The sequence below is a fragment of the Mesorhizobium sp. WSM4806 genome (genome assembly GCF_055811635.1).
Genome location: NZ_JBVVQZ010000003.1, coordinates 125967 through 139095, shown reverse-complemented (window position 1 = coordinate 139095; position 13129 = coordinate 125967). Strand labels below are relative to the sequence as shown.

Sequence of the window (13129 nt, the reverse complement as noted above, 5' to 3'; positions counted from 1 at the left end):
GCCCCCTATCGCGTCAGCACGACGCCGGCATCCGGCCGGAACGACACCCAGGCACGGTCGTTCCAACTCAGCGGATCCTCGGTGATGCGGGCCGCGTTCATCGTGCTCGCTCGCACCACCTGGCCGTCGTCCAGCCTGACGTGATAGACGGTCATGTCGCCGAGATAGGCGATATCGTAGACCTCGCCCTCGATGGCGTTGACGGCGCCGGCCGGTCTCGTCGACGATATCCTGATCTTCTCCGGCCTGATGGCGAAGGCGACGGCCGCGCCAGTTGCGGCATCGCCGGCATGCTCGGTGCGGATGGTGATGCCGTTGCCGGCATCGATGCTTGCCGCACCCGCCTCGCCATGCGCAATCTTGCCTTCGAACATGTTGACGTTGCCGACAAAGCCGGCGACGAAACGGGAGCCCGGCGCCTCGTAGACTTCCGCCGGCGTCGCCACCTGCATCACCTCGCCCTTGTCGATGATGGCGATGCGGTCGGCCATGGTCATCGCCTCTTCCTGGTCGTGGGTGACGACAACGAAGGTGAGGCCGAGTGACTGCTGCAGATCCATCAGCTCGAACTGCGTTTCCTCGCGCAACTTCTTGTCCAGCGCGCCCAACGGCTCGTCGAGCAGCAGCACCTTCGGCCGCTTGGCGACCGAGCGGGCAAGCGCGACGCGCTGGCGCTGGCCGCCGGACAATTGGTGCGGCTTGCGCTTGGCGAACTGCTCGAGCTTGACCAGCTTCAGCATCTCTCCAACGCGCGCCGCGATCTCGGGCTTCGGCATACCGTCCTGCTTGAGGCCGAAGGCGATGTTGTTTTCGACAGTCATATGCGGGAACAGCGCATAGGACTGGAACATCATGTTGACCGGCCGCCGGTATGGCGGGATGCCGCGCAGATCCTGGCCGTCGAGCAGGATGCGACCGGCGGTCGGCTCCTCGAATCCGGCGAGCATCCGCAGAAGCGTCGACTTTCCGCAGCCGGATGCGCCGAGCAGGGCAAAGAACTCGCGCTCGAATATCGTCAGCGACAAATTGTTGACGGCGGTAAAGTCACCGAACTTCTTGGTGACCTTGTCGAACTGGATGTACGGCTTGGCGTTCGGATCGTTCCATGGCGCGAAATCCCTGCGGATGCTGCCAAGCGATTTCATGTCCCACTCCGTCCTCGCGTTCTATCCCCAGAAGACTTAACCCCGGCAGCACCTGCCGGGGTCGCCGATTGTCGCTTACTGCCCGGTGACGATCCTGGTCCAGGTGCGGGTGACGACGCGCTGGGTCTTGGAATCGTAGGGGGTGATGGTGAACAGTTTCGCCAGCGTCGCCTTGTCCGGGTAGATCGCCGGATCCTCGAGTATCTCCTTGTCGATGAATTGCTGCGACGCCTTGTTGCCATTGGCGTAGAAGACGAAATTGCTCGCCTTGGCGATGACTTCCGGCTTCATCATGTAGTTCAGGAATTCATGAGCTTCGGCGACATGCGGCGCGTCGGCCGGGATCGCCATCTGGTCGAACCACATTTCGGCGCCTTCCTTCGGCACGGAATAGGCGATCTCAACGCCCTGGTTTGCTTCCGTCGCACGGTCGCGCGCCTGGAACACGTCGCCCGACCAGCCAACGGCCAGGCAGATGTCGCCATTGGCCAGCGCGTTGATATATTCAGACGAGTGGAACTTGCGGATGTAAGGCCTGACCTTCAGCATCACTTCTTCGGCCTTGGCGAAATCGTCCGGCGACGTGGTCTCGGGATCGATGCCCAGATATTTGAAGGCGTTCGGCAGGATGTCGCTCGGAGAATCGAGGACATAGACGCCGCAATCCTTCAGCTTGGCCAGCTTTTCCGGGTTGAAGAACACGTCCCAGCTGTCGATCTTGTCGGTGCCGAGCGCTTCCTGCACTTTCTTAACGTTATAGCCGAGGCCGACCGTGCCCCACATGTAGTTGATCGAATATTCGTTGCCGGGATCGTACTTGGTCGTGCGCTCCGAAACGACGTCCCACATGTTGGAAATGTTGGGCAGCTTCGACTTGTCGAGCTTCTGGAACACCCCTGCCTGGATCTGGCGTGCGAGGAAATTGGCGGTCGGCACGACAACGTCGTAGCCGCTGCCGCCGGCAAGCAGTTTCGTCTCAAGCAGCTCGTTGGAATCGAAGGTGTCGTAGGTGACCTTGATGCCCGTTTCCTTGGTGAAGTCTTCGATGATCGAGCTGTCGATGTAATCCGACCAGTTATAGACGTTGACGACGCGGTCCTGGGCATGAGCGCCGAGGGTGAAAAGCGCCAGAAATGCCGAGGTCGCCGAAAGCCAGAATGCTTTGCGGATCATGCGTCTCTCCTTTGATGAGTGTTCCATCGCCAGCACGTCGCGGGGCTGCGCGGCTGGGCGTTTGCTTCAGATTATTGAGCTTTCCGACAAGCGACAAGCGCGAACCGCCAACACGACAGCAGTTCGATGCGCAACGGCCGAGCCCCCGGTTCCTTTGTCGTGATCCAGGTGGCATGCCGGCGCCGTCAAAGGCTCTCGCCACGGCGCGGGCAGGGATACGACGATGTTGTCCGGTCTCGGTCGGGCCGGAGGGGAGACTTGGCAAGATGAGCCTGTCTTGTTGTTGCCGTATTTGCAGCCTGCCCGCCAGGCCGCGCCATTGTCAATGGCTCATCTCGCTTTGGCGCGTGCGCTGCATCAATTAGGCGACGGCATGCCGGTGACACCCGGCCGCACGGGTCGCGCCTGACGCTTGAATTCGAGCCCGATATGGACCAGCAGCGCCGTGACCACGACCGTGCCGCCAAGGATGGTGCGTCCCGACGGCACCTCGGAATGGATGAGCCAGACCCAGATCGGGCCGAGGATCGGCTCGAAAGTGCCGAGTAGTGCTGCGACCGCAGCCGGAACGAGCCGGGCGCCGGTGGCGAAAAAGGCAAGGCCGAGACCGAGATTGACCACGCCGAATGCAAACAGGAAGCCCATGTCGCTGCTGGAAACGCCGAATCGCGATGCCTGCGACGCGGCGAATGCGGCGGCAAGCATCGTGCCGAGGCAGGTCGCCGGCGTCATGCGCACATGGGCAAAGCGTCGCGTGATGACGGTGGCGATCGAAAACATCACAGCGATGAGCAGCGCCAGGCCGTCGCCGATGGGCGACACCGCGCCATCGAGCGATTCCGATACCATGATGGCAACGCCGGCAATGACGGCGGCAATCGCCACCCAAGTCGCCAACGCCACCCGTTCGCGAAACAGCACCCAGGCAAACAGCGCCGCCAGGAGCGGCACGCCGGCCTGCATCAAAAGGATGTTGGCGACGGTGGTGTAGGCAAGCGCCACGACGAATGAGGTCGATGCGGTGGCGAAGCAGAACGCCACGGCAAGGCCGGACAGGCCCATGCCGCGGAACAACCTCACCGTGCCGTGCCAGCCGTCGCGCCAGACCATGAAGCAGATCAGGAAGGCGGCGGCCCAGACCGAGCGCCAGAACACCACCGTCCAGCTGTCTCCGGCGTCGATGAAACGGGCGATGGCGCCGCCGAAACTCCACATCAGCGCCGACAGGAAAATCAACAGGAAGCCGACACGCTCGTCACGCGGCGAGACGACAGGCGAAACGGCTAACGGTGATGATGTATCGGTCATGATGGCGACTGTCGGCGGTTTCGAGGCAACACGATGCATAGCGGACGACAGAAACGTGCCACATTCGCCTATCGCAAAGGCAGCGGCGGAGCGTGGTCCACCGGGCAGCGACGGTTGTGGCAAAGACGGCAGTCGCCTGCCGGGACCTCACTGGAAATCGAAGGCGCTTAATCCGGTCACCATCTCGTCGAGGCCGAGCGGGCGCGTCACCGGCGGCTCGGCGCGGGCGAGGCAGCCGATGCGTTCGCACAGCCGGCAGGCCGGGCCAACCGGCGTGGCCGGATTTGTGCCCTGTCCGGCTTTTCCGGCCGCAGCGGCAGCCGGCCCCGGCAGTGCCGCGCCGTAGACGATCTCGTCACGAAAGCCGATGTCGCAGCCGAGCAGAAGTGCGGTACGGCGCGGGCGCTCCGCAAACGAGCCTTGCGGCCCCTCGAGCGTGCGGGCGACGCAGAGGAATTCGGCGCCGTCGGGCATTTCCACCGCCTCGACGAAGATCTGGCCGGGCTGGGTAAAGGCGGCATGCACGGGAAGCTTTGGACAGCCGCCGCCGAAGCGGCTCTGCGGAAAACCCTGGCTGCCAGCCTTGCGGAAGCGGTTGCCGGCGTTGTCGACCTCGAGCATGAAGAAGGGCACGCCCGGCGTGCCCGGCCGCTGCAGCGTGGTCAACCGGTTCGCCGCCTGCTCGAAGGAGACGCCGAAGCGCGAGCGCAGCACGTCGATGTCGTAACGCGCGCGTGTGGCGGCTGCGTGAAAGGATTGATAGGGCATCATCAGCGCGTGGGCAGCGTAGCGGCCAAGCTCGAAGCGGGCGAGCCGGCGGGCCTCATCCGTGGTCAGCTTCAGCGCCTGGATCTCGCTTGCCACGGCGACCGTCATGCGGATCAGGCAGGCCTCCATCGCCACCTCGCGCAACTGGTCGAACGGCGACAGGCGCTCGGACAGGAACAGACGCTGCGAATGGCGGTCGTAGCGGCGGCGCCAGTTCGGCATGGTGGCGACCGGCAGCACCTTGACGACGATGCCGTATTCGCGCTTCAGCCAGGCCTTCAGCGCACCGAGCAGGTCGTCGCCGGGATCGAGCACCGAAATGAATGCCTCGGCCTCCTCTTCCAGCGCGGCAAAATGGTTCGGACGGCGCTCGAAAATCTCGTGCACCTCGTCGATCGGCAGGCGGGCGCCGGACAGCGCCGTTGCTTTGCCATCGCGCGCCAGGAGTTCGTTGAGGTCGGAAAGGCGCTCGGCCTGCTCGCGATAAGCGCGAAACAGTTTTATCACCGCGGCGGAAGCGTTGGGCGCCGCCTCGGCAAGCTCGATCAGTTCCTGGTCGCCAGGCAATTCGCCGACCAGCAGCGGATCTGAAAACACTTCCTTCAGGGCGGTGACCGACCCCCTCGCCTCGCCCTGCAATTCATGCGGGTCGACCTTGTAGACAGATGCCAGCTTGAGGATCAGCTGAACCGTCAGCGGCCGCTGGTTGCGCTCGATGAGATTGAGGTAGGACGGCGAGATGCCAAGACCTTCGGCCATCGCCGTCTGGGTCAGGCCCTTGGCGCTGCGGATGCGGCGGATGCGCGGCCCGGCGAAGATTTTTTGATCGGCCACTCGGCTGTCCTTGACAGAATTTACATGACTCCCGCGCGGCGCTGCCATGCCGGCCTTTTACAATCATGACAGATTTACAGCGCCTGACTGTCAAACGCAACACAGGTTTTCCCTTATTTTCCAGCCAATCCTCTGGTTTTCCTCGCCTGGCCCGCGCCAAAATGTAAATGCTGTCATACCAAAACGGCGCAGAAATTTTCATGAGGCGGCGTTTCTATCCCAGCAACGATCTGTCGGAGCGACCAATGACTGATTTTTACAACCTCGTCCCCTCGGCGCCGGAAGGCCGCTTCGACGGCATCGAGCGGCCCTACTCACCGGACGACGTGAAGCGGCTGCGCGGTTCGGTCCAGATCCGGCAGAGCCTCGCCGAAATGGGCGCCAACCGGCTCTGGAAGCTCATCCACGAAGAGGATTTCGTTAACGCGCTCGGCGCCATGTCGGGCAACCAGGCGATGCAGCAGGTCCGGGCCGGACTGAAGGCGATCTACCTGTCTGGATGGCAGGTCGCGGCCGATGCCAACACCGCATCCGCCATGTATCCGGACCAGTCGCTTTATCCCGCCAATGCGGCGCCCGAACTGGTCAAGCGCATCAACCGCACCCTGCAGCGCGCCGACCAGATCGAGACCTCCGAAGGCAGGGGGCTTTCGGTCGACACCTGGTTCGCGCCTGTTGTCGCCGATGCGGAAGCCGGCTTCGGCGGACCGCTCAACGCCTTCGAGATCATGAAGGCCTTCATCGAGGCGGGTGCCGCCGGCGTCCACTACGAGGACCAGCTGGCGTCGGAGAAGAAGTGCGGCCATCTCGGCGGCAAGGTCCTGATCCCAACCGCCGCACACATCCGCAACCTCAACGCCGCGCGGCTTGCCGCCGACGTCATGGGCACGCCGACGCTGGTCGTCGCGCGCACCGACGCGGAAGCGGCAAAGCTGCTCACCTCCGACATCGACGAGCGCGACCAGCCCTTCGTCGACTATGGCGCCGGCCGTACGGTGGAGGGCTTCTATCAAGTCAGGAACGGCATCGAGCCCTGCATCGCACGGGCCGTTGCCTACGCGCCCCACGCCGACCTGATCTGGTGCGAAACCTCCAAGCCCGATCTGGCGCAGGCCAAAAAGTTCGCCGAGGGCGTGCACAGGCACCATCCTGGCAAGCTTCTCGCCTATAATTGCTCGCCGTCGTTCAACTGGAAGAAGAACCTCGACGATGCCACCATCGCCAGGTTCCAGAAGGAACTCGGCGCCATGGGCTACAAGTTCCAGTTCATCACGCTGGCCGGTTTTCACCAGCTCAATTTCGGCATGTTCGAACTCGCCCGCGGCTACAAGGCGCGTCAGATGGCGGCTTATTCCGAACTGCAGGAGGCTGAATTCGCGGCGGAAGCCCACGGCTACACCGCGACCAAGCACCAGCGCGAAGTCGGCACCGGCTATTTCGACGCCGTGTCGGTGGCGATCACCGGTGGCCGGTCTTCGACCACGGCCATGCATGAATCGACCGAGCACGCCCAGTTCAAACCGGCGGCGGAATAGCACGAACGCAACAAAATAGAGGCAACGCCCCAAAAGGGGTAAAAAATACGCAAGGAGAAGACCAATGGCATCGATAAGCCGCGTCAAGGAACGGGCCGAAGAACAGGCCACCACCATGACCGTCGACCAGCAGGCGACCATCCGCATGTTGGCCAACGACCTGCACAGGCTCAACCAGTCGGTGATGAAGGCGGTCGAGGCCGGTGTGTCGGTGGAACTGGTGCGCTCGGCACGGCACCATGGCGGCGACGGCAACTGGGGCGACCTGCTGATCCCGGTCATCGTCACGCAGCGGAGCGTCGGCTGATCGAAATCCGACGAAATCCTGCTGGCGGATGCGGCATCACCTGCGCAGTTCTCTGCGCAGGTGATTTGCACTTGCACAACCAGTTTGCATGCACGGCCAGAAAAGAACTTGCTTTAAATTTTAACCTTTCTTGCGATGTTCTCGACGCCGGCCATTTCAGCTTGACATAGGCAGCGATCTCACGGCAATTGTTTCCAAAGTACAACCCTGCATTGAAACTAGCGAGTGCCCGCCCTGCTCATGCGCCCCTTAAATCGCACTGTGAACCAGTTGAGTTTGATGAGCCGGAATGTGGACCCCGAAATGCTCACCGACTTCACCCGCGTGCTCGTCGTCGGAAAATCGCCGGTCAACCGGGTGGTGGTTTCGAAAATCGTCGAACGGTCCGGGCTCAAACCGATCTCGGAATCGCCCGAAACGGCAGCAACGACGCTGCGCTCGCTCAATCCCGGAGCGATCGTCCTCGATGGCGGAGCCGACAACAAGGACTGCGACGCACTGATGTCGCGTATCGACGCGCTTCGACGCATCTCGGGCAGATCGCGTCCCTCGGTGATCCTGCTCTCGACCAAAAGCGGCACACCGGAGAGCCTCGGCCTGTCGAGCGTCGTCGATGCGGTGGTCGCCAAGCCGATCACGACCGAACGGCTGCAGCCGGTGATCGACCATTTGATCGGGCTCGGACGCAGCTAGCCGGCGTCTATCCGGCTCCTTCCTCGCTTCTTGCGATCGGATCTGGATATCTTGTGTCAGTGTGTGACCGCCTGACAGCGAACCCAGTCCGATGTCCTTTTGCAATTGCGACGCATCTGGGATAGCACCTTCGAACAAATCCGCAGGCATGTTCCGACTTCGCGACATGGCTGTCGATATTGGCGGATCATGACATGTCCTCAGAACAGACCATCGCCGCGCTTTGCAGGGAACTCGGACTGCGCATCACCGGTCCGCGCCGCGTCATCATGCGCGTTCTATCCGAATCCAGCGACCATCCGGATGTGGTGGAACTCCATCGCCGTGTTGTCGCCATCGAGCCGACGATCGCGCTCGCCACTGTCTATCGCACCGTCAGCCTTCTGCGCGAAAAGGGCATTCTGGAGCGGCACACCTTTGGCGATCGGCGCGCCAGATACGAAACCGTCCCCCGCGAGCATCACGATCATCTCATCAACATCGAGACCGGAGATGTCATCGAGTTCCAGTCGGCGGAGATCGAGCGGCTCCAGGAGGAAATCGCTCGACAGCACGGATTCACGATCATCAGCCACAGACTGGAGATCTACGTGAAGCCGATCCAGAAACAGCGTCGCTCTCGTCAAACCAGAGAATGACCGCCAGTTTCTAAAGCGCGTCGCGTCTGAAGGGATTCATGCGACGCGCTTGAGTTCTTGTTTTATGCATGTCGTTATCCCAAAACCGCTGCGCACCCCCGGGTCAGGCCCGAGGGCATGCTTTTGGGCGACATGCATTAGCCCTCCTCGCCGAGCTCCATTCGGCCCGCCTTGAGTGTGGTGACGACGAAAGCAGCAATGAAGGCGGCAGACAGCATGAGAACGATGGTCGGCGCCGGTGCGCTGTCGATGAAGAAGGACAGATAGACGCCCAGAAACGATGCGGCGACCGCGATCGCCACCGACAGGATCAGCATGGCGCTGAACTGCCTTGTCAGCAGGAAGGCGATGGCGCCCGGCGCGATCAGCATGGCGATGGCCATGATGATGCCGACCGCCTTCAGCGCGCCGACGATGGTGAGCGAGATCAGGCAAAGCAGGCCGTAATGGAGCAGGTTGACCCGAAGACCGACCGCGCGCGCCTGAGCCGGGTCGAAGGCGTGCAGCAGGAAGTCGCGCCACTTGATGCCGATGATGCCGGCCGTAATCGCAGCAATGAGCCCCGTTTCGACGATGTCGCGCAGGCCGATGCCCAGAACGTCGCCGAACAATATGTGGTCGAGATGCACGTCGGACTGGATTTTTACGTAGAGCACCAGGCCGAAGCCGAACATGCCGGAGAAGACGATGCCCATGACCGTGTCCTGCTTGATGCGGCTGTTGTCCTTGAGGAAGCCGGTGGCTAGAGCGCAGACCATCCCGGCGGCGAAGGCGCCGATCGAATAGGGGAATCCGAGGATGTAAGCGATGACCACGCCGGGAAAGACGGCGTGGCTGATGGCGTCGCCCATCAGCGACCAGCCCTTGAGAACGAGAAAGCAGGAGAGCAGCGCCGTCGGCACGGCGACCAGCACCGAAGCAATCAGCGCATTGACCATGAAGCCGAACTGGAAGGGGGTAAGCAGTGTATCGAGGACGCTCACAGGCTGGCCTCCAAGGCCCGCGCCGAGCGGCGGCGGGCTGCCAGCATTCCATGCTTGGGAGCGAAGAAGAAGGCGGCGAGAAAGATCAGCGTCTGCAGCACGACGATGATGCCGCCGGTGGCGCCGTCGAGGAAATAGCTGGCATAGGCGCCGGTGAAACTCGTCGCCGCGCCGATGCCGACCGCGATGACGAGCAGGCGCGGAAACCGGTCCGTCAGAAGATAGGCGGTCGCGCCGGGGGTCACCACCATGCAGATGACCAGGAAGGCGCCGACGGTCTGAAGCGCGGCGACCGTGGAGGCCGATAGCAGCATGAAGAACATGATCTTGAGCGCGCTCGGGTTGAGGCCGATCGAGCGGGCATGGCTCTCGTCGAAGAAGACCACCATCAGATCCTTCCATTTCACCAGCAGGACGGCGAGCGAGACGAAGCCTATGATAGCGAGCTGAAGCGTGTCTTCCGGAGTGATGGCCAGAATGTTGCCGAGCACGATCGTCTGGATATTCACCGAGGTCGGCGACAGCGACACCATGAACAAGCCGAGGCCGAAGAAGGAGGAGAAGATCAGGCCGATGATGGCGTCTTCCTTCAGCTTGGTGCGCTGGTTGAGGAAGAGCATCGCCGCGGCGGCGAGCCCGCCGGAGAAGAAGGCGCCGATCGAGAAGGGAAGGCCCAGCATATAGGCGCCGGCGACGCCCGGCACGATCGAATGCGAGAGCGCGTCACCGATCAGCGACCAGCCTTTCAGCATCAGATAGCAGGACAGGAAGGCGCAGACACCGCCGACCAGGGCGGACACCCACATGGCATTGAGCATATATTCGTAGCCGAACGGCTCGAGCAGGACACTCATTCGTCCGGTTCCCGCATCTTGTGCTGCATGGCTCCGTTCTCTCCGTAGAAGACCAGTGGCCGCTCGTCGTCGGTGATGACGGCAAGGCGGCGCCTGTCGTCGTCCTCATGCAGTCCGGCGCCGCCCAGCACGAAATGACGCAAGACGCCGCCGAAAGCCTTTTCCAGGTTCGCCTGCGTGAAGGTCTGGCCTGTCGGCCCGTAGGCAAGGACCGTGTTCCGGAGCAGCACGGCACGGTCGCAGAACTCCGGCACGCTACCCAGATTATGCGTCGAGACCAGCATCACCCGGCCTTCGTCCCGGAGCGCGCGCAGCAGTTCGATGATAGCGTCCTCGGTCCTGACGTCGACGCCAGTGAAGGGCTCGTCGAGCAGGATAACGCGCCCGTCCTGCGCCAGCGCCCGAGCGAGAAAGACGCGCTTCTTCTGCCCGCCCGAAAGCTCGCCGATCTGGCGCTTGCGGAAATCGCTCATGCCGACTCGCGCAAGCGCCGATGTAACCGCCTCGCGATCAGCAGCCTTCGGAATGCGCATCATGCCCATATGGCCGTAACGCCCCATCATGACGACGTCCTCGACCAGTACTGGAAAGTCCCAGTCGACCTCCTCGGCCTGCGGCACATAGGCGACGACGTTCTTCCTCAGCGCGGCCGCGGCCGGCCGTCCGAGAACAAGAATCTCTCCCTTTGCCAGCCGCACGAAGCCCATGATGGCTTTGAACAGCGTCGACTTGCCCGAGCCGTTGACGCCGACAAGTGCCGTGATCGTGCCTGTCGGAATTTCAAAGCTCGCATCGCGCAGCGCCGTGAGGCCGTTGCGGTAGGTGACGGTCGCGCCGCGCACGGCGAGACCGCCTCCCGCATCCTCGGACGCGGCGGCAAGAGGCGGAACGGCTTCGTTCATTGCGACAGCCCTGCGGCGAGGCCTTTCTGAATTGTATCCGATGTCACACGCAGCAGGTCGATATAGGTCGGCACCGGGCCGTCCGCCTCGCTGAGGGAATCGACGTAGAGCACGCCACCGTAATGGACCCCCGTCTCGCGCGCGACCTGCCGGGCCGGCTTGTCCGACACGGTGCTTTCACTGAAGACGGCGACGATCTTGTTGTCCCTGACGGCGTCGATCACCTTGCGAACCTGCTGCGGGGTGCCTTGCTGGTCAGCGTTGATCGGCCACAAATAAAGCTCCTTCAGCGCGAAATCGCGTGCGAGGTAGGAGAAAGCGCCTTCGCTCGACACCAGCCAGCGCCTGTCCTGCGGGATCGAGGCAAGCTTATCGCGGATCGGCGCGACGGCCGCCTCTATCTTTGCCTTGTAGGCTTCCGCATTGGCCTTGTAGGTCTCGGCATGCGCCGGATCGTGCTCGACGAAGGCGTCGCGGATGTTGTCGACGTAGATCAGCGCGTTTGTCGGCGACATCCAGGCATGCGGATTCGGTTTGCCGGTATAGGGTCCCTCGGCGATGCTCATCGGCTGGACGCCCTCGGAGACGATGGCGCCGGGCACGTCGCTGAGGTTCTGGAAGAATTTTTCGAACCAGACTTCGAGGTTGAGCCCGTTCCACAGAATGAGCTTTGCGCCCTGAGCCCGCTGAATGTCGCCCGGCGTCGGCGCGTAATTGTGGATCTCCGCCCCCGGCTTGGTGATCGATTCCACGATCGCTGCGTCGCCCGCCACGTTCTTCGCCATGTCGGCGATGACGGTGAAGGTCGTCACGGCCTTGAATTTTTCCTGCGCTTTCGCTTGGCTTGAAGCCACTGCCGCAGCGAAAACCGCAGCCATCAACCCGACGGCAACCCATCGCCCGTATCTCTCGATCATCAAAATCTCCTGTCGCGATTACTCGCATGCCGCGCGGGCGCTGTAACGCCGCGCTTGTCGCATATTCTGCAATTGCGACTGATTTGCAAGTAGAAAACGATTTTACAGCATCGATTGTTCAAGAGCCGCGCGATGGAGGGGCCGCGCGATGGAGGGGCCGCACGATGGAGGGTCAGCGACAGCGCGGCTCTTTGGCGGAGCGAACAACAAGGATTGCGACGCGCTATGTCCGGCATCGATACGCCTGCCGCGCACGTCCGGTTCGACGCCGAGACATGCGATCAGCCGGCTTTCCCGATGCTTTCGACCAGCGGGGGCAATTCCGAGAGATCGGCTATCTGGCGGAAGCGAGGCGCGGTGACCGGCGGCTCGACATGTTCCAGCGCCCAGGTCAGCTCATGCGGCACGTGGATGCCCCAACTGCCGGCCTCGATGGCCGGCACCACGTCCGACTTCAGCGAATTGCCGACCATCATGCTTTTTTCGGCGCCATCACCGTGGCGGCTGAAGATGCTGGTATAAGTGGCGGGGCTCTTGTCGCTGACGATCTCGACGGCATCGAACAGGTCACCGAGGCCCGATTGCGCCAGCTTGCGTTCCTGATCGAAAAGGTCGCCCTTGGTGATCAGCACCAGGCGATAGGCGTCCGCCAGTTTTTCAACGGTTTCGCGCGCATGAGGCAGCGCCTCGATCGGATGGCCAAGCATCTCGCGGCCCGCGGCGAGAATTTCGGCGATGACCGAGGCCGGCGCGCGGCCGTCGGTAATCTCGATCGCCGTTTCGATCATCGACAGGGTAAACCCCTTGATGCCGAAGCCGTAAACGGCGAGGTTGCGCTTCTCGGCTTCCAGCAATCTTGCCGAGATGTGCTCCTCCTCGGCATGATCGGCGAGCAGGGCGGCAAAGCGCTTTTCGGTGATGCGGAAGAACTGCTCGTTCTGCCAGAGCGTGTCGTCGGCATCGAAGCCGATCGTGGTCAATTCATGGTTCCGCATTCGACGTCTTCAGCCGAGGTCATTGGACTTGCGTCGAACCTAAGCTGCCTGGAGCAATTTTCAACTGGCGGGCGAAG

The 13129-nt window shown here is 62.4% G+C and carries 13 protein-coding genes; 4 read left to right on the top strand and 9 right to left on the bottom strand.

All coding sequences use genetic code 11. The features are described 5' to 3' along the window. Positions 1-5: 5 nt before the first annotated feature. The 4 genes from AC0L2M_RS06175 to AC0L2M_RS06160 form a co-directional block, all read right to left on the bottom strand. The gene (locus AC0L2M_RS06175; protein ID WP_091595229.1) at positions 6-1145 is read right to left on the bottom strand and encodes an ABC transporter ATP-binding protein; all 1140 of its coding nucleotides are present in this window, start codon (positions 1143-1145) and stop codon (positions 6-8) included. A 75-nt stretch (positions 1146-1220) separates the two neighbouring features. Then, positions 1221-2318: a polyamine ABC transporter substrate-binding protein gene (locus tag AC0L2M_RS06170; RefSeq protein ID WP_473534338.1), complete on the bottom strand. Its 1098-nt coding sequence runs from the start codon at positions 2316-2318 to the stop codon at positions 1221-1223. 357 nt (positions 2319-2675) lie between these two features. Further along, on the bottom strand, positions 2676-3626 hold the full coding sequence (locus AC0L2M_RS06165) for a DMT family transporter (protein ID WP_287341975.1): 951 nt from the start codon (positions 3624-3626) through the stop codon (positions 2676-2678). A 147-nt stretch (positions 3627-3773) separates the two neighbouring features. Further along, positions 3774-5228, bottom strand: a complete 1455-nt coding sequence (locus AC0L2M_RS06160) for a helix-turn-helix domain-containing protein (RefSeq protein WP_287341974.1) — start codon at positions 5226-5228, stop codon at positions 3774-3776. A 245-nt stretch (positions 5229-5473) separates the two neighbouring features. Here AC0L2M_RS06160 and aceA point away from each other — a divergent pair, with 245 nt between their 5' ends. From aceA to AC0L2M_RS06140, 4 genes are all read left to right on the top strand, one after another. Continuing rightward, complete coding sequence (gene aceA / locus AC0L2M_RS06155; protein ID WP_287341973.1) at positions 5474-6763, top strand: isocitrate lyase; 1290 nt, start codon at positions 5474-5476, stop codon at positions 6761-6763. A 64-nt stretch (positions 6764-6827) separates the two neighbouring features. Beyond that, complete coding sequence (locus AC0L2M_RS06150) at positions 6828-7070, top strand: SMc00767 family acetate metabolism repressor (protein WP_027156310.1); 243 nt, start codon at positions 6828-6830, stop codon at positions 7068-7070. A 279-nt stretch (positions 7071-7349) separates the two neighbouring features. Then, positions 7350-7763, top strand: coding sequence for a response regulator (locus tag AC0L2M_RS06145; protein WP_287341972.1), 414 nt, complete (start codon positions 7350-7352; stop codon positions 7761-7763). A 194-nt stretch (positions 7764-7957) separates the two neighbouring features. After that, the gene (locus tag AC0L2M_RS06140; protein ID WP_023800311.1) at positions 7958-8401 is read left to right on the top strand and encodes a Fur family transcriptional regulator; all 444 of its coding nucleotides are present in this window, start codon (positions 7958-7960) and stop codon (positions 8399-8401) included. A 137-nt stretch (positions 8402-8538) separates the two neighbouring features. Here AC0L2M_RS06140 and AC0L2M_RS06135 read toward each other — a convergent pair whose 3' ends face one another. The 5 genes from AC0L2M_RS06135 to AC0L2M_RS06115 all read right to left on the bottom strand — a co-directional run bounded on the left by AC0L2M_RS06135 (position 8539) and on the right by AC0L2M_RS06115 (position 13052). After that, complete coding sequence (locus tag AC0L2M_RS06135; protein WP_128247872.1) at positions 8539-9384, bottom strand: metal ABC transporter permease; 846 nt, start codon at positions 9382-9384, stop codon at positions 8539-8541. Further along, positions 9381-10238: an iron/manganese ABC transporter permease subunit SitC gene (gene sitC / locus AC0L2M_RS06130; protein WP_287341971.1), complete on the bottom strand. Its 858-nt coding sequence runs from the start codon at positions 10236-10238 to the stop codon at positions 9381-9383. Before sitC ends, AC0L2M_RS06135 begins: the two co-directional genes overlap by 4 nt. Continuing rightward, complete coding sequence (locus AC0L2M_RS06125; protein WP_027156305.1) at positions 10235-11140, bottom strand: manganese/iron ABC transporter ATP-binding protein; 906 nt, start codon at positions 11138-11140, stop codon at positions 10235-10237. The genes sitC and AC0L2M_RS06125 overlap by 4 nt, the downstream gene beginning before the upstream one ends. Then, positions 11137-12018: a metal ABC transporter substrate-binding protein gene (locus tag AC0L2M_RS06120; protein ID WP_288142217.1), complete on the bottom strand. Its 882-nt coding sequence runs from the start codon at positions 12016-12018 to the stop codon at positions 11137-11139. The genes AC0L2M_RS06125 and AC0L2M_RS06120 overlap by 4 nt, the downstream gene beginning before the upstream one ends. A gap of 320 nt (positions 12019-12338) precedes the next feature. Next, positions 12339-13052 (bottom strand): HAD family hydrolase, encoded by a 714-nt coding sequence (locus tag AC0L2M_RS06115; RefSeq protein WP_473534337.1) that lies wholly within the window; start codon positions 13050-13052, stop codon positions 12339-12341. Between the last annotated feature and the right edge of the window lie 77 nt (positions 13053-13129).